The sequence below is a fragment of the Flavobacterium sp. ABG genome (assembly GCF_001027725.1).
In the GTDB taxonomy this organism is placed as follows: Bacteria; Bacteroidota; Bacteroidia; order Flavobacteriales; family Flavobacteriaceae; genus Flavobacterium; species Flavobacterium cupriresistens.
The window spans coordinates 91,026-116,831 of record NZ_LEKS01000016.1 but is presented as its reverse complement, the minus strand read 5'-3'; the positions used below and the strand labels follow the sequence as shown (position 1 = coordinate 116,831).

Annotated in this window: 16 protein-coding genes; 4 read left to right on the top strand and 12 right to left on the bottom strand. The window is 34.5% G+C overall.

What is annotated here, in order from left to right:
• Positions 1 to 77 precede the first annotated feature (77 nt).
• Together AB674_RS16115 and AB674_RS16110 are read right to left on the bottom strand one after the other, a co-directional pair.
• Entirely contained in the window at positions 78 to 3,086 is a 3,009-nt protein-coding gene (locus AB674_RS16115; RefSeq protein ID WP_240478099.1) for a DEAD/DEAH box helicase, read from the bottom strand.
• Positions 3,087 to 3,307: 221 nt separating this feature from the next.
• Entirely contained in the window at positions 3,308 to 4,318 is a 1,011-nt protein-coding gene (locus AB674_RS16110) for a YhcG family protein (RefSeq protein ID WP_047778259.1), read from the bottom strand.
• Between the two features lie 762 nt (positions 4,319 to 5,080).
• Between AB674_RS16110 and AB674_RS16105 the strand changes: the two genes are divergently transcribed.
• Positions 5,081 to 6,397 carry an ammonium transporter gene (locus tag AB674_RS16105; RefSeq protein WP_047778257.1) on the top strand — a complete coding sequence of 439 codons (1,317 nt, stop codon included), beginning with the start codon at positions 5,081 to 5,083 and terminating at the stop codon, positions 6,395 to 6,397.
• 120 nt (positions 6,398 to 6,517) lie between these two features.
• On the opposite strand, the gene AB674_RS16100 is transcribed toward AB674_RS16105, so the two are convergent.
• From AB674_RS16100 to AB674_RS16090, 3 genes are all read right to left on the bottom strand, one after another.
• On the bottom strand, positions 6,518 to 8,611 hold the full coding sequence (locus AB674_RS16100) for a protein-disulfide reductase DsbD family protein (protein WP_047778255.1): 2,094 nt from the start codon (positions 8,609 to 8,611) through the stop codon (positions 6,518 to 6,520).
• On the bottom strand, positions 8,611 to 9,921 hold the full coding sequence (gene tilS / locus AB674_RS16095) for a tRNA lysidine(34) synthetase TilS (RefSeq protein ID WP_047778253.1): 1,311 nt from the start codon (positions 9,919 to 9,921) through the stop codon (positions 8,611 to 8,613). Before tilS ends, AB674_RS16100 begins: the two co-directional genes overlap by 1 nt.
• A gap of 639 nt (positions 9,922 to 10,560) precedes the next feature.
• Positions 10,561 to 11,847, bottom strand: coding sequence for an anthranilate synthase component I family protein (locus AB674_RS16090; protein ID WP_047778251.1), 1,287 nt, complete (start codon positions 11,845 to 11,847; stop codon positions 10,561 to 10,563).
• 188 nt (positions 11,848 to 12,035) lie between these two features.
• Here AB674_RS16090 and AB674_RS16085 point away from each other — a divergent pair, with 188 nt between their 5' ends.
• Entirely contained in the window at positions 12,036 to 12,938 is a 903-nt protein-coding gene (locus AB674_RS16085) for a DUF4349 domain-containing protein (RefSeq protein WP_047778250.1), read from the top strand.
• Between the two features lie 205 nt (positions 12,939 to 13,143).
• Positions 13,144 to 13,518 (top strand): DoxX family membrane protein, encoded by a 375-nt coding sequence (locus AB674_RS16080; RefSeq protein ID WP_047778248.1) that lies wholly within the window; start codon positions 13,144 to 13,146, stop codon positions 13,516 to 13,518.
• A gap of 450 nt (positions 13,519 to 13,968) precedes the next feature.
• Here AB674_RS16080 and lpdA read toward each other — a convergent pair whose 3' ends face one another.
• The 4 genes from lpdA to AB674_RS16060 all read right to left on the bottom strand — a co-directional run bounded on the left by lpdA (position 13,969) and on the right by AB674_RS16060 (position 17,243).
• On the bottom strand, positions 13,969 to 15,372 hold the full coding sequence (gene lpdA, locus AB674_RS16075; RefSeq protein WP_047778247.1) for a dihydrolipoyl dehydrogenase: 1,404 nt from the start codon (positions 15,370 to 15,372) through the stop codon (positions 13,969 to 13,971).
• Between the two features lie 312 nt (positions 15,373 to 15,684).
• Positions 15,685 to 15,933 carry a hypothetical protein gene (locus AB674_RS16070; protein WP_047778245.1) on the bottom strand — a complete coding sequence of 83 codons (249 nt, stop codon included), beginning with the start codon at positions 15,931 to 15,933 and terminating at the stop codon, positions 15,685 to 15,687.
• A 236-nt stretch (positions 15,934 to 16,169) separates the two neighbouring features.
• Positions 16,170 to 16,523: a hypothetical protein gene (locus AB674_RS16065; RefSeq protein WP_047778243.1), complete on the bottom strand. Its 354-nt coding sequence runs from the start codon at positions 16,521 to 16,523 to the stop codon at positions 16,170 to 16,172.
• Between the two features lie 261 nt (positions 16,524 to 16,784).
• A complete protein-coding gene (locus tag AB674_RS16060; RefSeq protein ID WP_047778239.1) occupies positions 16,785 to 17,243 on the bottom strand; it encodes an Lrp/AsnC family transcriptional regulator in 459 nt (152 codons plus the stop codon).
• 248 nt (positions 17,244 to 17,491) lie between these two features.
• Between AB674_RS16060 and AB674_RS16055 the strand changes: the two genes are divergently transcribed.
• On the top strand, positions 17,492 to 18,694 hold the full coding sequence (locus AB674_RS16055) for an aminotransferase class I/II-fold pyridoxal phosphate-dependent enzyme (RefSeq protein WP_047778238.1): 1,203 nt from the start codon (positions 17,492 to 17,494) through the stop codon (positions 18,692 to 18,694).
• 624 nt (positions 18,695 to 19,318) lie between these two features.
• On the opposite strand, the gene AB674_RS16045 is transcribed toward AB674_RS16055, so the two are convergent.
• The 3 genes from AB674_RS16045 to AB674_RS16035 form a co-directional block, all read right to left on the bottom strand.
• Entirely contained in the window at positions 19,319 to 21,256 is a 1,938-nt protein-coding gene (locus tag AB674_RS16045; protein WP_047778234.1) for an amino acid permease, read from the bottom strand.
• Positions 21,257 to 21,972: 716 nt separating this feature from the next.
• Positions 21,973 to 24,879, bottom strand: coding sequence for an FAD-binding and (Fe-S)-binding domain-containing protein (locus tag AB674_RS16040; RefSeq protein ID WP_047778233.1), 2,907 nt, complete (start codon positions 24,877 to 24,879; stop codon positions 21,973 to 21,975).
• 173 nt (positions 24,880 to 25,052) lie between these two features.
• A complete protein-coding gene (locus tag AB674_RS16035) occupies positions 25,053 to 25,802 on the bottom strand; it encodes a DeoR/GlpR family DNA-binding transcription regulator (protein ID WP_047778231.1) in 750 nt (249 codons plus the stop codon).
• Positions 25,803 to 25,806 lie beyond the last annotated feature (4 nt).

The window sequence follows — 25,806 nt, the reverse complement described above, 5'->3', positions numbered from 1 at the left end:
GTAAAAATGATAGTGTACTATAAAATATCGTTTCCAAATTATTACACAATCACTCGACTCGTGTAAATTGCTATTTCTTAGATTATCCGTTCTTCCAGCAATCCTTTCCAAATTATAAATCCTTTATTGTCGTCTGAATAATCATGAACAATTCTTGAAAAATTTTGTGGATTGGTTTCCAAATAGACTTGTCGTCCTTTTTCTCTTATGATTGTTAGTTCTTTTTCGATTTGTTTTATGATGTCAATCAGTGCAGATTTTTTTTTATCTGTATGCCAAATATAGGTTGCTTCCTCGGTATCTAAAGTTTCTAAAATGATGTGATAATTCTGTTCTCCTGCAATTAAAAACACAAATGAAAACGGCTGTAAAACAAACCGTAACTTCATTACGTTTCGTTCGTGCCTGTCAGCCAAAAACTGAATGTGTTTGGAGTGTTTGTGTTGTTTTCCTTTTAACAAATCCATCAAAATACTTTCAGCATTGGTGTAAATATTTTGATTATTTGGAAGTTCGTTTGTTGTAAAAATATTTTGTTTCGATGTCGGAATCTGACCGATGAAACTTTTGTTCAAAAACTCAAATTTCACACTTTCAACCATTTCTTTATTGATGTTCTCAATATCGGCAGAAGTTGCTAATTGTGATAAGATTACTCCGCTTTCTATTTCAGCATAAATATTAATCGCAACAGATTTTGATTTTAAAACCTTTATAAAATAAGGCTTCAACACTCCAAATTCAGGTCTGAATTCTTCGTTTTCAATTTCAAAGTCAAAACGTTGGTTGCTTTCTTTATCAATGTATTCAAAACCAACATTACCATATCTAAAATCCAAATCTTCTATCGCTATTTTGATTTGTTTTTCAATGATTAAATTTTGTCTTTCTGGAATAAGTTCGGTTGGCTCATCAAACAAACTTGCTTGCCTAACTATCTGACTATAATACGCGTTTCTCTTTAAAAATAGTTTGTTTAGGTAATCAATTTTTATGTCTCGATAATCATAGATTGTCGGATTGATTTCCGAGCGTTGCACACGACCTATATATTGAATCAGTTTACCTTTGAAAGAAAAAGGATAAACCAAAAACAAGGAACTGATATTGGATAAATCCGAACCTTCTCCAAAATATTGTCCCGTGGTTATCAATACCTCAAAATTGCCTTGTTGTAAAGCCTGCCATTTGGATTTTTTATTGTTGTCTGAATCATCTCCGCTTAGGGTAATAACTTCGTAAGATTGTTTCAGAAAAAGGTAAAGCGTATCAATATGCTCTTTTCTTTCTGTAATAATAGTAATTCTTTTTCCGTACGAAAGTTCCTTTTTTATATCTTCCAGAATGAGTTTATTACGTTCTGAATCGTGAACTAAAATCTTTGAAAGAATTTCAAAATTATCTGTTTTAGAATTGAAAGGAACATCCAAATTGGTGTTTCTGACAATAATTTGAGCGTGTTTGAATTTTTCAATTTCTATGGTCAATACTTCTGAAATCACATCGCCCAAATAAGCAAAAATAAGCTTATCGTCATTGTATTTTCTGAATGGTGTTGCTGTCAAACCATACAAATGAAACGTTTTCAGCTTTTCAATCGTATTACGAAATGTTTCCGTAGGGATATGATGACATTCATCCACTAGAATTGTTCCGAATTGGTTTTTGATTTGCTCAATTTGTTTTGGTAAACTTTGAATGGTAGCGATTGTGACTTGCTTTCCAATTTTAGCCTTCCCTTGACCGATAATCCCGATTTCGTGTTTAGGAATTCCAAGAAATGCTTGAACTCGTTCTTGCCATTGTTCCAGTAGTTGTTTGCGGTGGACAACGATTAAAGCTGCTTGTTTTTTCTCTGCAATAATTTTCAATCCCATAATTGTTTTGCCCGAACCAGGCGGAGCAACGATAACTCCAAAATCCTTTTTTGAAACAGCTTCAATAATCTTTTCTTGATGAATTCGTAGAACAGCATTGAATGTAATAGTGATTTCCTCTTTCAATTTTCGCTGGTCTTGAAAATCAAAATCCAATTTTTGTTCTTTGCAAAACCGAAGTAATTTCCCGATAAAGCCTCTTGGAATGATAATTTCATTTTCTGTTTCTTCAACGAGTTTAAAATACCGTTCTGTTCCAAAAGTATTTTTACCTAATTTCTTCTTGATAAAGAATTCTGAATTCGCAAAATTCAATTCTTCTTTCAGGAAATTGATTAATGGAGTAACCAGCCCGCTTCTTTTAACACGAATATTTTGTTGGAGTGTAATTGATAATTTACCATTGGTATTTTTGCGAATAGGTAAATTATGGGTTGTTGAAATTTCTTGATACAATTGATCCAATACGTCAATCGAAACTCTTTCAATTTCATTCAAAAATTGCCATTGATTTGAATAAGGTTCGAAAGTTTCTGGATTGACAAAGCAACTATTTCCATTTTCCATTGCTGGCTTGAAAAATGGCAGAGCAATTAAATTGCCTAAACCTTTACCCGAAAGAAAATCCTGATTAGGAAACAGTCGGTCAAAACTGGAACCTTTATCAAACATTGAGAATGCTCCTGATTGTTCCAAAATAGAAATGAAAATTTTTCGGCTTCGGATTGCAGGATAAAGGTTCCCAAAAAAAATCCAAACGTGTCCACCATTTCCAGAACGGGAGCGTTCTAAATAAGCAGGGATATTTTTCTCTTTACAGGTGTTTAAGAAGTCTACCGATTCTTCATTCCAGTTTTGTTTATCAAAATCAGCTACTAAAAACCCAGAAGTATTGTCTTGCAACAAAGGATATACACCAATTTGCTGAATACCTTTTAAATGTTTTCGGATCTCATTGTCACTAAGTGGCAAATAAGTTTTATGTGGATAATTTTGAAAAGTTCCGCCATTCATTTTATGTACCCGATAATGATATGGGTCGTATTGATAGGCAGGCATATAACCTGATTTTCCTGATTTTTCCCAACGAATGGCAAATACGTCTTCACGACCTTTGAATAAGGAACGGAACTGATTGATGTCGTTGGGAGTAAACTCATTCATCATTACTAATTTTCTTCTTTGTGGTTTATCTACTACTCTTCTCAATCTTGGTTGGATCTCGACAGTTTTCTCCAAATGCTGTGAGCTAACTCTATTTCCCTTATTTATCAAGATTCGTCAAGCCGTAATGTTGTTTTAAGATTACTTCGTTAATGATTTTTACAATTTCTTCAATGTCCGTTTTATTACCAATATTTGCTAAATCCCTCTGAAATATTCTGATGGGTCGTGAGTATTAATATATTTAAATGTCTTTTTAATTCATTTTAATCGCTATCCTTCTCTTCAAAACTCTCCAGCTCTTTATTTACCTCATCCAAAAGCTGTTTTTCAGTTGGCAGGTAAAGTGTATACTGGCTGGTAATAATTTGTTTTTGCTCTTCTGGTAGCGTGAATTTTACTACCGCATCATTTTTATTTGCACAGAGCAAAATACCAATGGTTGGGTTTTCGTGAGGTAATATTTCTATGCGGTCATAATAATTCACATACATCTGCAATTGACCAATATCTTGATGCGTTAGTTTATGTGTTTTGATTTCAATAATTACAAAACATTGCAAAAGACGATTGTAAAATACCAAGTCTACAAAAAACTCATCGCCATCAATATGTATTCTTTTCTGCCTTGCTACAAAAGAAAACCCGTTACCCAATTCCAATAAAAAGTCTTGCAAATGTGTGATAATGGCACTTTCCAAGTCCTTTTCGTAGTATGACGCTTCTCTTTTTAACCCCAAAAACTCCAAATACATAGGGTCTTTAATAATTTCTTTAGCATCGGAAGGTTGTTTTTCATTTTGGGCTACTGCCAATACATTTTCTTTATCATTACTCAATAAAAGACGCTCATACAAACTGCTATAAATTTGCCTTTCCAACTGCCTTACTGTCCAATTATTCTTTACCGTTTCGGCAATATAAAAAGCTATTTTATCTTGATTATCAATTCTTATGAGTAATTTATATTGGCTCCAACTCAATTGCGAATACAGTGTATTCGTAATTGGGAAATTGCGATAGAACTGCCGAAACAGTTCTATCTGTCTTTTTGAAAAACCACTGCCATATTCGGGTTCTAATTCATTTGCGATATATTCGGTGAGGTATTTACCATAATCTGCACGATCTTTTCCTTCTTGTTCTTCTTCAAAAATACGTTTACCAATATCCCAATACATCAGCGTTCGATGATGGTCAACGGAACGGATTGCCTTATCTTTTGACTGGGCAACAATGGTTTTTATATCTGATATTATAGATTGGTTTACAAGCATTTGTTTAGTATGAGAAAACTATTTTTCACAAAACAGTAAATATACAAATTAAGGCAATATTTATTCTTTTGAAATCGATTAGAAATACAAAATTATCGTGTTAATTATACTTGTTAATATACTTTCCATAAAGTAACAATATAAATATTCCCCAGCTCTCTGTGCATACTTTTTAAGGTAGAATAGTATCTTAAATGTTGATCTTTATGTCGCTTCCATAACTCACAATTTCTTAATATTAGAATTAAAATTTATCGAGCTGGGAAACAATACGAAAAACAACACAATAATCTTAAAAACAGCAAATTGTAAATAGTTCAAGGGTTTTTAAAAGTAACGATTTAGTAGCCTAACTTTTCTAATCCCTTGCTTCTTCCTGCTTTTAACTGCAATACCAAAAAACGAAAAACAATTGTAAATTCTTTATTTGCAACTGTTTTACCTGTTATATATCTTTGATGTGTTTTATCTAATACTTTATTTAAAAAAAATCATTTTTTGCAGAAAAACTATTAAAGATTTCTACGCAAAAAGATTTAAAGTCAGATTATTTCTCTTTTTTTATGTTAAGATCACCTCAATATACCTCATTTCGCAGCTTTCAAATTAACAAATTGAAAATTTCGCCACCTCATAAAGATTATACACTAAAAAACAGGGGGTCAAAATAAAAAATTAGCAAAAATAAAGAGCATGACCCTATTTTTCATACGGGTATTGAATCATTTTATATTTTTATAAAAAATTTAAAACGAATTAACTATGCGAAAAATTATTTTAAGTGTGATTCTTATCACTATTTTAGTACTAACCTTTGTCTCGAATTTTATTCTATCAGATAACCCAATTCCTGCTGAAGCTGTAAAGTTTGACACAGGAGATACAGCCTGGATGATTGTAGCAACTGCCTTTGTATTGCTTATGACACCGGGATTAGGATTCTTCTACGGAGGTATGGTCGGTAAGAAAAACGTAATCAGCACCATGCTACAAAGTTTTATGGCCATGGTTATTGTTACCCTCCTATGGGTATTCGTTGCTTTTGGACTGGCATTTGGCCCAACTATTGGAGGAATTATCGGTGATCCAATGCCTAATTTATTCTTTCAGGGGGTTGGTACTAATACCGCATGGAGTCTTGCTCCTACGATTCCTTTTATGTTATTCGCATTATTTCAGGCTAAGTTTGCCATCATAACCCCTGCTTTAATTACAGGTGCTTTTGCAGAACGCGTACGTTTCTGGGCTTACTTATTATTCATGGTTTTATTCATATTACTTATATATGCCCCATTGTGCCACATGACTTGGCACCCGGAAGGTATTTTCTTTAAGATGGGCGTATTAGACTTCGCCGGAGGAACAGTTGTACATATGAGTGCCGGTTGGGCTGCATTGGCCGGAGCTATCTTTTTAGGCAAAAGAAAAATTCAAAAAGTAAATCCTGCAAGAATTACCTATGTATTATTAGGAACTGGTTTATTGTGGTTCGGATGGTTTGGTTTTAATGCCGGTTCTGCCTTAGGTGCAAACGGATTAGCAGTACAAGCTTTAGGAACCACAACTGTCGCCGCTGCCGCTGCCGCAATGGCTTGGGTTTTCCTTGACAAAATTCTAGGTCATAAATTATCTGCTTTGGGAGCTTGTATCGGAGCTGTGGTAGGACTTGTTGCTATTACACCTGCTGCCGGTTTTGTAAGCATTCCGCATGCTATCTTTATTGGTCTTTTTGCTGCTATTGTGAGTAACCTTGTTGTCAGCAAATTTCCTAAAGGTAAAATCGATGATGCACTGGATGTTTTTGCGTGCCACGGTGTAGGTGGTATGGTAGGAATGTTGTTAACCGGAGTTTTCGCTTCTAAAGCCATCAACCCCGCTGTTGGAGATAATCAGGGCCTAATTTTCGGTTCACCTACCTTGTTCATAAACCAATTAACTGCTTTAATAGTAGTTTCGCTTTTTGCTTTTGTAGGTTCATATATACTATTTTTCGTTGTAAATAAAATCACTCCGCTAAGAGTTACAGAAGAAAAAGAAGAACTAGGTTTGGACATCTCTCAACACGGAGAATTTTTATAATAATTAATCCCTTCATTTTCCTAAACAAAAAATCCCTCTAGGTTTTAAACCAGAGGGATTTTTATTTTGAATTAATTCAACCTAATGCTATATTTTCCTGTTCTCAGAACAAACAATCTCTTATTTAAAATTAGCTATTCCTTCTTTTAACCAATTCAAATACTCATCAGCCCCCACATAACTAATAGTTGGTTTATCATTATGTAAATTTTTACCATTTAAATCTGTAATAATGTATAATGGCTGTGTATTGGTTTTATACTTTGAGATCATAAAATCGGTCCATTTATCACCAACTGTAATGATTTCATCACCTGAAGCCGTTGTAAACTGTTCTTCTTTCGGTAATTCTCTTTTATCATCAACATAAAGAGAGATCAGAACGACATCATTTTTTAAGATTGGCAAAATTCTTTCATCAGACCAAACATTGTTTTCCATTTTTCGGCAATTTACACAAGCATAACCGGTGAAATCAAGCATTATAGGTTTGTTAACCGATTTTGCAAACGCCAATCCATCCTCGTAATCGTGAAAAACCATGATGCCATGAGGTCCCAATTCGGCTCCTTCTGGTAATCCTTCTTCCGATCCTGCATTAGAACCTGCTGATCCTCCAACACCAAATGGACTTTCACTATACTGTGGAGGTGGTGGAAACGCACTAATTAATTTTAAAGGCGCACCCCAAAGACCCGGAATTAAATAAAATGTAAATACCAAGGTAAGCAATCCTAAATACAATCTTCCTACTGAAATATGCTGTAATGGACTATCGTGAGGTAAAGTAATTTTTCCAAACAAATACAAAGTCAACGCTCCAAAAATGGCGATCCAGATTGCGATAAAAACTTCTCTTTCTAAGAAATGCAGCTGTAAAACTAAATCGGCATTTGATAAAAACTTAAAAGCCAAAGCCAATTCTAAAAATCCTAAAACCACTTTTACCGTATTCAACCATCCACCCGATTTTGGCAATGAATTTAACCAACCCGGGAACATCGCAAAAAGCATAAAAGGTAACGCTAAAGCTAACGAAAATCCTAACATCCCGACAATTGGAGCAATTCCTCCATTTGAAGCTGCTTCTACTAATAAGGTTCCTACAATTGGTCCTGTGCAAGAAAAAGAAACAATTGCTAAAGCTAAAGCCATAAACAATATCCCTATTAATCCTCCTCTATCGGCTTGCTGATCGGCTTTATTTGCCCATGAATTTGGCAACATAATTTCAAAAGCCCCTAAGAAAGAAGTAGCAAATACAATAAGGATAACGAAGAATATCAAATTAAACCAAACATCTGTAGACAACGCATTTAATGCATCAGCTCCAAATATTTTAGTCACAATTAGTCCCAAAATAACATAAATAGCAATAATTGAAACACCGTAAATAATAGCATTTCGAATCCCTTTTGCTCTACTTTTACTCTGTTTTGTAAAGAAACTCACTGTCATCGGAATCATTGGAAAAACACAAGGCGTTAACAATGCTGCGAAACCTGATAAAAATGCGATGAAAAAGATAGACCACAAACTTCTTTTCGAAGCCGGAGCCGGCATTTCTGCTTTTTCTGTTGTTGAAGTAACTTCCGTTTTTACGTTTTCTGTTGCAGGTGCCACTACCTCTTTTGTTAAGGTATCAACAGCCAATCCCGCGTTTTTAGTTTCATCTAATTTTGATTCTGATACTGTCGCAACTGCCTCCATTTTAAAGGATGCCGGAATTACAATTGAAAACTTTTTACTGGAATTGATACAAACTTCTTTACAAACCTGAAAGTCAAAGTCAACATCAACGGTCTTTAAATCCGGGTTTGTAATTGTGATTTCCTGTTCGATATGTGCCTTCCCTTCAAAGAAAGTTTCATTCACACCAAAAATATCATTAAAAGCCGTTTTGGTTTTACCCTCTTTGGCTTTGCCAACTAAAGTATAATTCCCTTTTTGATTTTTAAACGCAATTTCCAACGGAAGCGGACCTCCATCTGGCGTAAATTGCGAATACATATGCCACTCTTTTTCTATCACACCATCAAAAATCAAAACCGCATTACTTCCTGATTTCTTTTCAATTTTAGCCGTCCATTTTACCGGTTCTAAAATTTGAGCATTGCCTTTTGCAAAAGCAAAAATGAAAAATAACAAAAATACAATGGTTTTATGCCAACCATTTTTTGAGATAATCGTCTGATAAGATTGATTTGAATTCATTATTGTAATTCTATTTTAAGTATTTTAGTAGTTGTATTTTCAATTTTAAATCGTTCGTCCTGGCGTATTCCAACCACCCAAACAATCTGGTTGTCAGAACACAAAATCCATGTTTTTTCTTTTTCAATCAGAGACAATTTTTCATCTTTAAAGAGCTTGCTCACTTTCTTAGATTTACCCTGCATTCCAAAAGGATAGAAAAGATCTCCCTCATTCCATTTACGTAAAATCAAAGGAAACCGGATTTTTTCGACAGCAACAAATATAGCCTTATTTGAATCTATAGTAATGTCATCTACCTGACAAAGCCTTAATTTTAAGGGAAAATTAACGTCTGTATCTGTTTCATTAATTATATATTCCTCATTTTCATCCTCTTCTAAAATCGGGGATAAAATCAATGTGTTTCTGTTTTTCAACAAGCGAAATTCCGCTGCAAAAACTTGCTTTCCGGATTGTCCATCCACTAAGTCATAAATATCATTCCAGGCAACAAATCCAAATTCATTCAGCCATTGGTACAGATACGATTTATAATTGGGTAATTTTTTAAGCTGAACTAAATCAAAATGAATATCATCCTCCATTTCTTTTGCCACCTGTTGGTAAATCATAATCGAAGCGTCTTCAACCATCACCTGTGCTTCCTGCAAAAAAGATTGTGTCTTTTGAAAAGCATTCAGAAAGTTAGGATTGATTTCTTTTAAAATCGGAACTAAATCATGGCGAATTTTATTTCTGAGGTATTTATTAGAGGCATTACTGCTGTCTTCTCTCCATTGGATATTATTTTCCTGAGCATACTTCAAGATTTCCTCTCTTGAAAAAGGCAAAAGCGGACGAATAATTTTATCATTTTCTTCCGGTATTCCCGTTAATCCATCCAATCCCGTACCTCTTGCTAAGTTGATAATAAAAGTCTCCAAATTATCATCGGCATGGTGTGCTGTTAGAATATAATCGAAATTTTCGGTTTCCAAAAGCTCATAAAACCAACTGTAGCGCAACTCACGAGCCGCAACCTGAGTCGAAAGCTTATAGTCTTTCGCAAAAGCCTCCGTATCAAACTGTGTTATAAAAACAGGGATTTTATTTGTGTCGCAATACTCCTGGATGAAATTCTGATCACCAAAACTTTCTAAGCCACGAAGTTGGAAATTACAATGCAAAACCGCAATTTCATATGGTAATTGTTTGAGCAAATGCAGTAAAACCATACTGTCTAAACCTCCACTAACGGCAAGAAAGAGCTTTTTATTTTCTAAAAAAGAAAATCTGGAAGCGACATGATTTTGAAACTTTGAAAGCATTCGATAAAGATAAAGATTAAAATTTTATTAATTTTCAAATGAAATGTTAAGCGCGATAAAAATATTTACTTCCGTTCAAACGACAGATAAAAAAACAGGTGAAGCAAGCTATAAGAATTACTTTTTACACAGATTAGTTTTTTTTGCCACAGATTAAATAGATTTACACTGATTTTAATCGTTTTAATCTTCCTAATCTGTGGCTATATTTTTTGACACGAATTTCACGAATTGGCACGAATTATTTTTTCTGCCACTGATTAAAGAGATTCACACTGATTTTTAATCTCCTAATCCTTTAATCTGTGGCTATATTTTTCTAGCAACGAATTCCACGAATTGGTACGAATCATTTTTTTGCCACTGATTAAAAAAATTCACACTGATTTTTAATCTTTTTAATCCTCTTAATCTGTGGCTATATTTTTTGACACGAATTTCACGAATTGGCACGAATTATTTTTTTTGCCACTGATTAAAAAGATTCACACTGATTTTTAATCTTTTTAATCCTCTTAATTTGTGACTATATTTTTTTTGATACGAATCTTCGCTTTTTTTTGATTTAATCTTTTTTAAAATTAGCAAACAACAAAACATTAATTAGTGAAAATTAGTGTAATTCGTGGCCACTCATTTTTATTGCAAAACCTCATGCATCGCCTTAGCTTTCAGCAAACATTCCTCATATTCTTTCTCTGGAACGGATTGTGACGTAATAGCACTACCAACAGAAAACGAAACATACTTATTTTCCTGATTGTACAAAATACTTCTAATAACGACATTAAAATCAAAATCACCGGAAGGTGTAAAATATCCAACGGCACCACTGTACAAACCACGTTTGGTTTCTTCCAGATTTTCAATAATTTTCATTACAGAAATCTTCGGCGCTCCTGTCATACTTCCCATTGGAAAAGTGGTTTTTAAGACATCAATTGGGGTATATTGGGCATCTAGTTTTGACGTTATAGTCGAAATCATCTGATGCACTTGTAAAAACGAATAAATAGCGCAAAGCTCTGTAACTTCAACGGAACCTTTCTGGGCAGTATGCGACAAATCATTTCGAACCAAATCGGTAATCATGATATTTTCGGCACGCTCTTTTGCATCTTTTCTAAGATACTCCTTTGATTTTTCGTCTTCTGTAAAATCTGAAAAGCGTCTTGAAGTTCCTTTTATGGGCTGAGATAGTAACGTATCTCCAACCTTTTTCAGATACCGTTCGGGTGATGCGGAAAGTAAAAACTGCTTATCGTTTTTAAAGAAAACTGAAAAAGGCGCTTGCGAAATCTCATTTAACTTTTGAAATTTCTCTATAGGATTTATAATAGCGTCCTCAGCAAAAAACTCCATGCAAAAATTAGCTTCGTACATATCACCTACGTGAATGTGCTCCAGCATTTTTGTCACTTTTTCGACATAAGATTCTTTTGAAATTCGTTGCTGTACTTCGATTGCACCCAGTGTCACAAATGATTGAGAATGACTGTTCGTAATTTCCTCAAAATCAACTTCAACCTCATCATCACAAAGAAAGAGGTATTGAATTTCAAGTTCATTTCCTTTTAATAAAAATATTTTTTTTGGTTGAAAAAAAAACAAATCCGGAAAATTCAATCCATCAAAATTGGACGACTTTAATCTCTCAATATTATTTTTTAAATCGTAAGCTAAATATCCAAAAAGCCAATCTTTCGTGGTCGATTGATATTGTTTCAAATCATCGAAAGCGTTATGAAAATCTGTTTTCACAGAAGTAAAAGCATCTACAGCAAGCAGGCAATCAAAGCTTGAATATTCTTGTGGATAGGAATTACTGTCCAAAAAAATAACCTCACGGAATTGTTGCGACCAAATTAAAAGCTGTTGTTTAAGTTGCTCCGGATTGGCAATAGGTTTATGAATTGTAACTCTCAAAAGTGGTATAATTTTAGACTTCAAAATTACGATAAAAAAAATCCTTCAATAAAATAATACCGGAAAAAATATTGGCATGCTTTTTAGTATACGAGATTAATACCAATCCTTAAAGCTGTTTCTAACAATAAAAACGGTTTACATCGTGTAAATCCATAACTAATCCTCTTTTAATCTTTTAATCCTTTATGAAAACAATTACAAAAGTAAGTTTAACTACACTGGCAACCGTTACATTGCTATATTCCTGCAAAAAAGCAGATGATGCATCACTCAACGATCAGACCGCAGATTATGCAACTGCAGTTGCAGACAGCGCCACAGTCTCTTCTTCTGCCGCAGTAGAGAAAAAAGACAGTAAGCAAAAGTTCATCAGAACCGCCGATATTAAATTTAAAGTCAAAAATGTTGCTAAATCAACTTATGCAATTGAAAATACAGTTCAGAAATTTGGAGGTTTTGTCACCTATACCAACTTACAAAGTAATATTCAGGAACAGATTAAAACCAAAATTAGTCAGGACAGCACTTTAGAAACTACAAAATATACGGTTGAAAACAATGTTACGATTCGTGTACCAAATACGCAACTGGACACCGTAATCAAGACCATTGCCAGACAAATTGATTTTCTGGACTCGAGAGTCATTAAAGCGGATGATGTTTCTTTAAAATTGTTATCCAATCAACTGGCACAGAAAAGAAATGTGGTTACCGAAAAAAGAGTCGCAAAAGCAATTGATACCAAAGGCAAAAAAATGACCGATATCATGCAGGCCGAAAATGCTTTAGCCACCCAAAAAGAAGCAAAAGACAATACTATAATTGACCAACTGTCGATGGAAGATCAAATCAACTTTAGCACCATTACGCTACAGCTTTATCAAAAGGAAACGACAAAACAGGAAATTACAGCCAGCGATAAAGACAGTAACGCTTACAAGCCAAACTTAGGCATTCAGATCATTGATTCTTTAAAAAATGGCTGGTACATTCTTGAAGCCATATTTGTCTTTATTCTTAATCTATGGCCTTTTATTCTGATGGGTTTTGGTGGCTTCTTCCTCTATAAAAAATACGTAAAGAAATAAGCTAAAAACTGTTAATTAAGTAACAATTTTATAAGAAAAAATTCGTTATATTTGATATAGCATTCTATTAATCTTAAAATAGATTGTTTTGATTGTAAAATCCTCAGTAAAATAAGGTTTAAAATTGATTTTCATTTTATACGAGAATTCAAATTATATCAAGCACATAATTATTTTTTTCAACCTCTTAAAAATCCTAAGTATTATGAAAATTGCTACTATTATTATTCGAGTTTTGATTGGCCTTTTGTTGCTCTTTGCTTCAATCAGTTTTTTCTTTAAGCTGGCTCCTGAACCGGAAGTTACAGGAAATTTTAAAGCTTTTAATATGGGCTTAGTGGCCTCAACTTATTTATTGCCATTGGCAAAATCAGTAGAGTTGCTTTGTGGAATTGCTTTTTTAACGGGTCGTTTTGTAACATTGGCTAATATTCTAATCTTGCCAATTACAATCAATATTTTGTTTATTAATTATTTCATGGCTCCGGAAGGTTTGCCGATAGCAGGACTATTATTCTTAGCCAATTTATTTTTGATCTACAGATATTGGGATAATTACAAAACTGTTTTTACTCCTTAATTTATTACCAAACTAAAAAATAAACCCGACAGATTTTAAAAACCTGTCGGGTTTATTTTTTACTACCTTAGTAAAAAGGACCAAAAAATGAGACTCTTAGCACCCCAACATCGTCTTTTTTGACAAATTTGGCTTTCCCGATACTTTGTTCCCACTTGTCTTTTTTGACATCATAGTCCCTGTTATCTTCTTTTATTGTATATGCTGTAACGAATTCTGCAGTTATAATAGTTTTATTTTTTCTCTGTCTAAAATCAAATCCAAGAAATCTGGTTATTTTCCGGATATATAATTTCGCTCTATTGAAGTTTCCAAAATCCTTATTTGAATAAAGATTGTACCAAGCAAAAAGAATAATTTTCTCTTATAAAGTTACGAATCAATATTTAAAAAAACAAAAAAAACCGCCAGAATGTAAATTCTGACGGTCAAATATAATTTCGTACTAAATTATACGTGTAATGCTCTGTTATCTGTAGCCGCTAATGCTGCTTCTTTGATTGCCTCAGCAAAAGTTGGGTGTGCGTGACTCATTCTTGAAATATCTTCAGCAGATGCTTTAAATTCCATTGCAGTAACTGCTTCAGCAATTAAATCAGCTGTACGGGCTCCAATCATGTGAACTCCTAAAACTTCATCCGTTTTGGCATCAGCAATGATTTTTACGAAACCGTCCAAATCTCCACTTGCTCTTGCGCGTCCTAAAGCTTTAAATGGAAAACTTCCCACTTTATATGCTGTTCCTGAAGCTTTAACTTGCTCTTCTGTTTGTCCAACAGCAGCAACTTCCGGCCAAGTATAAACAACACCAGGAATTAAGTTATAATCAATATGCGGTTTTTGACCTGCTAAGATTTCAGCAACCATAACACCTTCTTCTTCTGCTTTATGCGCCAACATCGCTCCACGAACAACATCACCAATTGCATAAATATTTGGAACATTTGTTTGTAAATGATCGTTTACTTCAACTTGCCCTCTGTCTGAAATTTTTACTCCGGCTTTGTCTGCGTTTAATCCATCTGTGTACGGACGACGACCAACAGAAACTAATGAATAATCTCCTTCAAGTGTAATAGTCTCTCCTTTTGCATTTTCAGCCTGAACCACAACAGCATCGCCGTTTCTTTCTACTGATTTTACTTTGTGAGAAACGTAGAATTTCATTCCTTGTTTTTTCAATACTTTAGTCAATTCTTTAGACAAAGCACCATCCATACCCGGAATAATTCTGTCCATGAATTCTACTACAGAAACCTGCGCTCCTAAACGTAAATAAACTTGTCCTAATTCGATACCGATAACTCCACCACCAATAATCACTAAGTGTTTTGGAACTTCTTTTAAAGCCAAAGCTTCAGTAGAAGTGATGATTCTTTCTTTATCAATTTTGATGAATGGCAAAGAAGACGGTTTAGAACCTGTTGCAATAACAGTATATTTTGCTTCAATAGTTTCAGAAGTTCCATCAGCTTTAGCAACTGCAATATGTGTTGCATCAACGAATGAACCTAAACCATTAAAAACAGTGATTTTATTTTTATCCATTAGGTAGTTGATTCCACCTACGGTTTGATCTACAACTCCTTGTTTACGAGCGATCATTTTTTCTAAATTAACTTTTACATCTCCCGAAACTTCAATCCCGTGATCTGCAAAATGAGCAATCTCTGCATAATGATGCGAAGAAGACAATAATGCTTTTGATGGAATACAACCCACGTTAAGGCAAGTTCCTCCTAAAGAAGTATACTTTTCTACGATTGCTGTTTTGAAACCTAATTGTGCGCAACGAATTGCTGAAACATATCCTCCGGGACCTGAACCTATAATGACTACGTCAAATGAACTCATAGTATTTGATTTAAATTTTTTTAGCGGTTACAAAATTAAGGAATTAAGTTTTGTCTGAAGTTTAAATTACAATGTTTTTTGTGTGAAATTTGAGGGATGATTAACTACAAGGGGCGTTAGGAGTTATGTGGAGGGGTGGTGTGTTTTTTTTGTTTCAGGTTTCAGGTTTCAGGTTTCAAGTTTCAAGTTTCATGCTTCAGGTTTTTAAACTTTGTGTTTTACAATAAAAGCCTAAAACCTCAGAATCTTAAAAAACTTTGCCTCTTTGAACCTTTGCTCCTAAAAACTTAGAACCTCAGCAACTCAGAGACTTTAAAGAAAACCATACTTGGCATTCATGCGTTTTTCTACTTCTTCCCAAGAACTTGCCTGACTTTCTCCCGAAAGATATTTTTCTCTTTCTTCTGAAACTAAATCATAGTGTGAATCCGAAACAATAGATTTTTTTTCATCAAGGTTTATGGCATCAAAAACGCTTTCTAAAATTTCTAATTTCGAATCGTCTTGAATAAATTTTCCAAAATCATTTATAAGCTTACGTCTTAATTCTTTAGTTTCCATATCCGTTGAATTTAATTCAAATAAATCTTTTTAGTTTTGGATTGTGTTAATCTATTGAATTTAACAGCAACGCAAACCCCCGATTTGAAACAAAGAAACTGAAACACAAAACCTTTGTACCATATATATCTTTGTTTAAAAAACTCTATTTAGCTATCAAATATAATTCTTTCGTTTTACTTTGCTTTTAGTTCATTTAAAACTATTCTAAGTTAAGAACAATTATATCAAGATTTTTAGGTTCTAGTGCGCTGAATCAAAGATTCTCCAAATTTTATAAAATTAAATAATTTTTCCACTGCCCAACTAAGTTCATCTTGATTACAACAGTAATCCTTGATTTCACCCAGTTTATTATAATTTGAGATATTAAATCCCTCTTCAATATCGTTATACCAAATAATTTTATCCCCACAGAGGGCTACTACCCAAAAACCTCCTCCTTCATCACCATAATCTTTCTCAGACCATTTTATTGGATCAATTTTAATTGATTGCCAAAAATTCGATAACTCTTCACTCAAATCAGGTTCTGATTTTTGAATTTCATCACTAAGTTCATTAAATGATATTGGCTCCCACTCTTCCATAATCTGTATATTATTATCTTGATAAATACTGTCTATACCAATCTAAAAAATTCATAGGTATTTACTTTTAACACAGAAACAAAATTTGGCTAAAGCCTTTTCCATGTCCTAATTTAAATCTCCAGCTAAAGCTGGAGGCAATTCATAAATAAAGCTCTGCGATATCAACAACTCGAAATCTTAGCAACTTAAAGAACCTTTAACCTCTTACTCTTTACCCCTAAACCTTAGAACCTCAGCAACTCAGAACCTGAGCAACTTTCAAAAAGAAATCACCGTAGAATTCTTCACCTCACTAATCATAAACATACTCTGCGTACTTCCAATGTGCTGTAGTGAAGTCAGTTTAGTTACCAAAAACTCCCGGTAGGCCTCCATGTCTTTTACGAGTACTTTCAAGATGTAATCATAATCACCGCTTACGTGATGGCATTCTAAAACTTCGTTGAGCTGAATAACTTCACTTTCGAATTTGGTTAAAAACTCTTTGGTGTGTTGAATGAGTTTCAAATGACAAAAAACGACAAACCCTTTTTCGATTCTTGATTTATCGACCAAAGCCACATAATTTTTAATAATCCCTTCGCGCTCTAACTTCTTGATGCGTTCATAAACCGCAGTTACCGAAAGATTGAGCTTTAAGGACAATTCTTTGGTTGTCTTTTTACTATCGGTTTGTAACAAAACCAATAGCTTTTTGTCTGTAGCGTCTAAAGTCATTTTTTGTAGGTATTTAGGAATGAAAGAAAATCTATTGCAACTTCATTTATTAACCAAATTTAAACAAATAATCTACAAATAACCATAATTATAGTTTTAAAATCTAATTACAACAACAAGCATTGACTTATTTTCTAATATAGATTTATTTTGAAAAAGAATTCCAATCGTAGGAATCAATTTCAAAGATCAATGTCAATGACAGATATCAATTTGAAAAAAATAAAACTAACTTAAAAATAACTCTAATGAACGATTTTAATCCGGCAGACAAAATTCAGGATTTACAATATTTTGGCGAATTTGGTGGTGTCAATCCGTCCATTTCAGATTCTTCTACCTATACTTTTCTTTCCGCTAAAACCATGTTTGATACTTTTGAAGGCAACATGGAAGGCTGTTATTTATATTCACGTCATTCGTCGCCAAGTAATTTGTATCTGGACCAGGCTTTGGCTGCTATGGAAGGCACAGAAACAGCAAATGTCTCAGCTTCGGGAATGGGCGCCATTACACCTACTCTACTGCAATTATGTGGTGCGGGAGACCATATTGTTTCCAGCCGTACCATCTATGGCGGAACCTATGCTTTCCTTAAAAACTTCACACCTCGTTTTGGCATTGAAACGAGTTTTGTAGACATCACAAAATTAGATGTTGTAGAAGCTGCCATCACCTCAAATACAAAAGTCTTGTATTGTGAGACCGTGAGCAATCCATTACTTGAAGTGGCTGATATTGCTGGTTTGGCAAAAATTGCTAAAAAGCACAATTTAAAATTAGTTGTTGACAATACATTCTCACCACTATCTGTTTCACCTGCAAAATTGGGTGCTGATATTGTAATTCATAGTTTAACAAAATACATTAACGGAAGTAGCGATACTGTTGGTGGTGTCACTTGTGCTTCTAAAGAGTTTATTAACGCTTTGAAAAATGTAAACAGTGGAGCCAGCATGCTTTTGGGACCAACAATGGACAGCTTACGCTCTGCCAGTGTAATGAAAAATCTTAGAACGCTTCATATTCGTATCAAACAACACAGTCATAACGCTCATTTTTTAGCGGATCAGTTTGAAAAAGACGGACTAAAAACGGTTTATCCGGGACTAAAAAGTCATCCGAGTCATACGCTATACAAAACAATGATCAATCCGGAATATGGTTTTGGAGGTATGATGACCATTGATGTCGGAACTTTAGAAAAAGCCAATGAACTGATGGAATTGATGCAAACCAGAAATTTAGGATACCTGGCAGTAAGTTTAGGTTTTTACAAAACACTTTTCAGTGCACCGGGAACTTCAACTTCCAGTGAAATTCCGTTAGAAGAGCAAGCGGAAATGGGATTAACGGATGGGTTAATTCGTTTTTCAATTGGTTTAGATAACGATATTCAGAGAACTTACGAAATGATGAAAGCTTGCATGGTCGAGCTTGGTATCTTATAAAAGCAAAACAATTCTTTATAAATAAATTTGCAAGATTTTTTTTTAGTTTGTTTAAATCCGCTGGAGATTCTTCTTTTAGCGGATTTTTTTTGTTGCCACGAATTTGCACGAATTAAAATTTAATAAATTCTTGCTGTTTGCTTTGGAAATGAATCTGCTTGAAAATATTTTGCCACAGTTTTAAAGAATTAAAACGATTTTTTATTGCTCGCTGATTGAGCAGATTTATTTTTTCAACTTAATGATAAAATAATCTGTACGAATCATTTTAATCTGTGGCTAAAAAAACCCTAAACTAGAGAGCTAAAATGATCTTTACCGTAAGCAGATCCAGCATATTTAAACACGTTTAATATAAAAATAATCCGTGCTAATCTGTTTAATCAGTTTAATCTGTGGCTGAAAAATTAGTCACAAATTTAGCAATCAAATGTCTTTTAACGCACGCTGATCTGGCAGATTTAAGCAGATTTAATTTAAAACTTAGTGATAAAATAATCTGCGCCAATCTTTTTAATCTGTGGCAAAAATTAATTCATGCAAATTCGCGCCATTCGTGGCAACAAAAAAAAGCCGTTCTGAACAATCAGAACGGCCTTCATTTATATTAGAATTAATGATTTATTACACTTTTTCTACCAAATTCAATTTACTGTTTTTTCTACTAAAGCCAAAGTAAATACAAAGACCAATAAGCAACCAAACAGTGAAATAAATCCAGTTCCAAACACTCAATTCGGCCATCATATACAAACAACAGATTAAACCTAAAAGTGGGATCAATGATAATTTTTGTCTGAATGCCCATACTGTTAATCCGCCTAAAACCAATAAGAAAATCCACATTGGAATTTTGTGTTTGAATAAACTTAATCCACTTTCGTATTTTAAGGAATCATTGATTGGTAAACCTTTTACAACCTCAGCATATTTTACTTCATCATCTTGGTATTGACTCAATAAATGTTCTAAATCGGATGTTTCTGAAGTTTTATTCTGAACATCTATACTTTTCAGATAATTGAAAACTTTTTCGGAATCATTTTTATCAAGTGACGTAATAATATCAGCTGAACTATTGATTTGAGTTTCATTTGTAATAAAACTCATTGTTGCTTTTTTATTATATCCAAAAGCAAAAATCAATCCGATCGCTAAAAAAGCCGGCATTATATATTGTGAATTGACATAAGGCGTTTTGAATTTCCCTCTTGGGATCTCCGGTTTGTTTTGCAAAACCAAAACTCCGGCACAAACCAAAACGAATGCAAATAAGGTTCCAATACTACATAAATCTGTTACCATAGTAAGATTCAGAAACAAGGCAGGAACTGCCACCACAAAACCCGTAACAATAGTAGCGTAAGAAGGTGTTTTGAATTTTGGGTGTACTTTTGAGAAACGTTTTGGCAACAATCCGTCACGACTCATACTCATCCAGATACGTGGTTGTCCCATTTGAAAAACCAATAAAACACTCGCCATTGCTACTACCGCACTTACGGCAATAATTCCTGACATCCATTTTAAGTCTAATTTCTCGAACACAAATGCTAACGGATCACCAACATTTAATTCATTATAACGCACCATTCCGGTCAGAACCAAAGCAATTGCAATGTATAATAATGTACAGATGATAATTGCCCACATCATTCCGCGTGGTAAATCTCTTTGTGGGTCTTTACATTCTTCCGCAGTTGTAGAAATGGCATCAAAACCGATATAAGCAAAAAATACTGCTGACACTCCTTTTAGTACTCCACTTACTCCATTTGGTGCAAACGGATGCCAATTGGTTGTATCTACATAAAATATACCCACTGCAATAACCAGAAGTACGATACAAAGTTTTACAACAACCATGATGTTACTCGCATTACGAGATTCTTTCATTCCGCGGTAAATCAATGCTGTAATTAAAATAATAATCAACAAAGCCGGAAGATCGGCTACGAAGTGAAAAGAACCAAATAAAACCGGAGAGGTATTCCAGGCCGTATAAGCCGATTGTAAAGCCGGTTCTAAGTTCTCGAATGTTTTTCCGCTGTGCATTAAAGCTGTTGCGTTATTAAAGCCGTTTGAAGCGGTCAAATAATCCATTTGAACCCATTGCGGGAGATGAATGCCTCCGCTGGCCAGGAGTCCTGTAAAATAATCACTCCACGATATGGCGACGGTTATATTCCCGACCGAATATTCCATAATTAACGCCCAGCCAATTATCCAGGCTATAATTTCTCCAAAAGCAACATAAGAATACGTATAAGCACTTCCAGAAACCGGTACCATCGATGCAAACTCTGCATAAGCAAAAGCGGCAAAGCTACAGGCAACTGCTGTAAAAAGGAATAGAAAAATTACTGCTGGTCCTCCATCGGCACTGGCTTTACCGATTGTACTAAAAATTCCTGCTCCAACAATTGCAGCTATACCAAAAGCGGTTAAGTCACGAGCAGTCAAGTGTTTGCCTAATGCATTATGACCGTCTGCATCATTTTTTGCAACTTGTTTTAGAATTTCCTGTACTGTTTTTTTTCGAAATAAACTTGAAAATGCCATATAAGGTTTTACGATTAAAAATTAATATATTTCGGACTTTATGCTTTTATTTTACAAATAATGCAAATTTTATCCTGAAATCAAATATATAAAACGATTTTATTTTATTTGGGTTTCGTGATTCTTTTTTTGAACACAAATTGCACGAATTTCCACCAATTGTTTTTTTTGCCACTTATTGAAATGATTCGAACTGATTTAGGATTCTTTCTCGCCACGAATTGTATTAATCTTCACGAATTATTTTTTTGCCACTGATTAATAATTATTCCCACAGATAATTTAATCTTTTTAATCTGTGGTTAAATATTTTTTCACGCAGATTTAGCAGATTTTTTTGCCGCGAATTACACGAATTTTCACGAATTATTTTTTTTGCTACTGGTTAAAATGATTCCCACAGATTATTTAATCTTTTAATCCTTTGCATCTGTGGTAAAATATTTTCTCATCACGAATTTAAAAAATTTTAATTCGTGTAAATTCGTGCAATTCGTGTCTAACTTTTTTCTTGCCACAGATTAAAATGATTCACACAGATTATTTAATCTTTTTAATCCTTTAAATCTGTGGCAAAATATTTTCTCATCACGAATTTAAAAAATTTTAATTCGTGTAAATTCGTGCAATTCGTGTCTAACTTTTTTTTTCACCATCAATTACACAAACTAAAAATTCCAATTCGTGAAAATTCGTGTAATTCGTGTCTAACTTTTTTACTTCAGACAACTCTTCAAAATACTCACCGGATGTTGTGCTTCCCGGCTTGTTCCGTCGTAGATTTGATGGCGACAACTTGTTCCTGCAGCGGCTATTTTTACATTTTCGGCGGTTGAGCGTACTTTTGGGAATAAGGTATCTTCTCCCATTTGCATGCTTACTTTATAATGCTCTTTTTCATAACCAAAAGATCCCGCCATACCGCAACAACCCGAATTGTAAATCGTAACCAGATTGTTCTTCGGCAGATTCAGCATCGCGAACGTTGCCTCGATTGAACTCAATGATTTTTGATGACAGTGCCCGTGAATCTTGATTTCTTTTTTCTCTTCCGAAAAGGAATCGGCTGTAATTTTCCCTTTTAGAATTTCTTTTTTAAAGAATTCTTCAATTGTAAATGCATTTTGAGACACTTTAGCAGCACTTTCTTTATCATCTGCCAGACGCAAATATTCATCCCTAAAAGTCAAAATTGCAGAAGGTTCGATTCCGATTAACGGTGTGTCCTCTGAAACTAATTCTTTAAAAACCCCAACATTTATATTGGCGATCTTTTTGGCTTCTTCGAGGAAACCTTTAGACAGATAGGTTCTACCACTTTCTTCATGAGCTACAACCAGAACTTCATACCCTAATTTTGTTAAGAGTTCAAAAGCATCGATTCCGATATTAACGTCATAATAATTGGTAAATTCGTCATTAAACAAATACACTTTCCCATTCGGAAAATCATTGCCTTTTGATTTCTGACTGTCGTACCATTTCCTGAACGTTTTTTTTGCTAATAACGGGACTTGCCTTTCGGGAGCAATACCCATGCTTTTTTTGACCAAAGATTGATTCGAAATAAAATTCGTAATCGACGGAAAGACACTTCCCATTTTATTCAATTTTGCATTGTGGGCAAAAATCTTATTTCGGGTCGAAAATCCGTTAGCTTTTTGGTATTGGTATAAAAATTCTGCTTTCAAGGTTGCCACGTCAACATTACTTGGACATTCACTGGCGCAGGCTTTACAACTCACACACAACTCAAAAACTTCGTATAATTCTTTTTGATCGAATTTGTTTTCTTTTTCAGAATACGTCAAATATTCTCTCAGTGCATTGGCTCTGGCACGTGTGGTTTCTTTTTCATTTTTTGTGGCGCGATAACTCGGACACATTGCTCCTCCTGCCGATGGTAATTTTCGACAATCTCCGGAACCATTACATTTTTCGGCAGCACGTAAAATCCCTAAACTATCTGAAAAATCCTGAAACGTTTTAATATCCGGTTCTACTCTGCCTGAAATTACACGATGATTTTCATCCATTTTAGGAGCGTTTACAATCTTCCCGATATTCAAAACTGAATTGGGATCGAAAGCCAATTTGAGCCTTTTCAACAACTCATAATTTTTTTCTCCCACCATAAATGGAATAAACTCTCCTCGCACCATACCATCGCCATGCTCACCACTCAAGGAACCGCGATATTTCTTTACCAAAATAGCTACCTCGGTTGCAATCGTTCTAAAAAGAACGAGGTCTTCTTTTTTCTTTAAATTTAGCTCAGGGCGCAAATGCAATTCTCCGGCTCCGGCATGTGCATAGTAAATTGCTTTTTGTCCATATCTCTCCATCATGGCCGTAAAATCGGCTATATAATTGGGTAAATCGCTCAATTCTACCGCTGTATCTTCAATAGAATCGGCTGCTTTATCATCACCAACAATACTTCCTAGAAGACCAAGACCTGCTTTTCTTAAATCAACAACTTTATCTATATCTGCTCCGTAAATTTTTACAGAAGCATACCCAAAATTATTCTTCGCCAGATCGGCAATTAGAGCCTCTGCTTGTAGTTCTGCATCTTCCATACTATGAGAAGCCAACTCAAACATCATAATTGCTTTTGGTTCTCCCACCAGAAAAAACCTGTTTTTAGCTTGCTCTCTGTTTGTTTTTGTACATTCTAAAATAATGTCGTCAATCATTTCGCAAGTATACAAATGGTGTTTCATTGCCACTACAACAGATTCCAGAGATTCCTGAATGCTGTGATAATGCGCCACCACCATAATATTCTGCGTTGGCGGTAAATCATCTACTTTTAGCGTGACTTGCGTGGTAAAAGCTAAAGTTCCTTCACTTCCGCAAAGCAGTTTTCCCAGATTAATAGTAGGTTCTGTTCCTCCAAACAAATCCGACTTCAACAAAAGATCGACTGCATAGCCCGTATTTCTTCTGTGAATTTCAGGTTTCGGAAATTCATTTATAATTTCCTGCTGAGCCGCTTTATCGGAGAGTTCTACGAAAATATTTTTGTATATTTTATTTTCTAACGTATCACCTTTGGTCTTTTCGACAAATTCTGCAGAAGTAATTTCATTAAAAACCACTTCGGAACCATCACTCAAAATTGCGTTAATGGTTACAATTTTATCACGGGTTACTCCATATCGAATCGAAGTTGTTCCGGACGAATTATTCCCAACCATTCCGCCAATCATACATCGGTTTGAAGTCGAAGTATTGGGTCCAAAAAATACACCGTGAGGTTTTAGAAATAAATTCAATTCATCCCGAATCACACCAGGCTGTACGGTAACCGTTTTTTTAACCGGATCAAAAGCCAGAATCTTGGTAAAATTCTTAGAAACATCAACCACAATTCCGTCACCAACCGTTTGTCCTGCCAAAGAAGTTCCGGCAGTTCTGGGCGTAATCGAAACATTATGTCGCGCCGCAAACCGAATCAGCTTACTTATGTCTTCATTGGTTTTAGGTAATGCCACCGCTTTTGGTCTCATTCGATAGACCGAAGCATCGGTCGAATAAAGCGTTTTATGAAGATCATCGTATAAAAGTGTACCTTCTAATGATTCTGCTAATTGCTGCAACTCCTTATGTATTGACATAAAATCTTGATTTATTATCTATTCTAAACTACAAAAATACTTCTTTTTGAGGTTCTGAGTTTTTTTCATTAAAAACAAATTTTTAACGCGCAAAACCAAGTTTTCAAGCTGTACACTTGCTTTATTTTACGTTAAAAAAACTTTGCCCCTCTACACCTCAGCACCATAAAAACTTACAATACAGTAACCCCGGCCTCAACAAAGTTTTTAACCTTAGGGCTTTTGGGATTCAAATCTGTAATTACGGCATGTAGTTGTTCTAAGCCGCAGACTTTGTGCATCATTTTTCCGTTAATTTTATCGGAGGTTGCCATGGCAATCACTTTTTCGGAAACTCTGATCATTTCTTTTTTAACTACCGATACTTCATAGCCCATTTCGGTAAGTCCTTGATTTTCGTCAATACTGCTGACGCCCAGAAAGCAAATATCAGCTTTGATTTTAGACAAAACGTGCACCACATCGATACCAATGGTCACCATTGCATTTTTCTGCAGTTTTCCACCTATAAAAATCAGTTCAATATTGGGGTGCTGCGACAATTGCATCGCGATTGGGAGACTATACGTATATATGGTAGCCGAAAAATCTATTGGAATTAATTTGCAAAAAGACAGGTTTGTAGTTCCACCACTCATGATGATTACCTGTCCTTCTTTCAAAAAAGCCAAGGCTTTTTGCCCTACAACTATTTTCTTTTCTTCGTTGATTATGGCAATATCAAAAACGTTTTTGGAGTTGCATTTCACCAGAAAAGCGCCACCATACACCTTATTAATCAATCCTTTATTATGAAGTTCATTAAAATCTCTTCGAATGGTGTCCTCAGAAATATGAAGTTCAATGGCAAGGTCGATGGTATTAATTTTTTCAGTCTCCTGAAATTTATCCATGATATACTGATGTCTTTCTCGTTTCAACATGTAC

Bases quoted from the DNA above. Each gene is read 5' to 3' on its own strand.
- AB674_RS16110 (WP_047778259.1), bottom strand. From the start codon at position 4,318: ATGCTTGTAAACCAATCTATAATATCAGATATAAAAACCATTGTTGCC.
- AB674_RS16105 (WP_047778257.1), top strand. From the start codon at position 5,081: ATGCGAAAAATTATTTTAAGTGTGATTCTTATCACTATTTTAGTACTA.
- AB674_RS16100 (WP_047778255.1), bottom strand. From the start codon at position 8,611: ATGAATTCAAATCAATCTTATCAGACGATTATCTCAAAAAATGGTTGG.
- tilS (WP_047778253.1), bottom strand. From the start codon at position 9,921: ATGCTTTCAAAGTTTCAAAATCATGTCGCTTCCAGATTTTCTTTTTTA.
- AB674_RS16085 (WP_047778250.1), top strand. From the start codon at position 12,036: ATGAAAACAATTACAAAAGTAAGTTTAACTACACTGGCAACCGTTACA.
- AB674_RS16080 (WP_047778248.1), top strand. From the start codon at position 13,144: ATGAAAATTGCTACTATTATTATTCGAGTTTTGATTGGCCTTTTGTTG.
- lpdA (WP_047778247.1), bottom strand. From the start codon at position 15,372: ATGAGTTCATTTGACGTAGTCATTATAGGTTCAGGTCCCGGAGGATAT.
- AB674_RS16070 (WP_047778245.1), bottom strand. From the start codon at position 15,933: ATGGAAACTAAAGAATTAAGACGTAAGCTTATAAATGATTTTGGAAAA.
- AB674_RS16065 (WP_047778243.1), bottom strand. From the start codon at position 16,523: ATGGAAGAGTGGGAGCCAATATCATTTAATGAACTTAGTGATGAAATT.
- AB674_RS16060 (WP_047778239.1), bottom strand. From the start codon at position 17,243: ATGACTTTAGACGCTACAGACAAAAAGCTATTGGTTTTGTTACAAACC.
- AB674_RS16055 (WP_047778238.1), top strand. From the start codon at position 17,492: ATGAACGATTTTAATCCGGCAGACAAAATTCAGGATTTACAATATTTT.
- AB674_RS16045 (WP_047778234.1), bottom strand. From the start codon at position 21,256: ATGGCATTTTCAAGTTTATTTCGAAAAAAAACAGTACAGGAAATTCTA.
- AB674_RS16040 (WP_047778233.1), bottom strand. From the start codon at position 24,879: ATGTCAATACATAAGGAGTTGCAGCAATTAGCAGAATCATTAGAAGGT.
- AB674_RS16035 (WP_047778231.1), bottom strand. From the start codon at position 25,802: ATGTTGAAACGAGAAAGACATCAGTATATCATGGATAAATTTCAGGAG.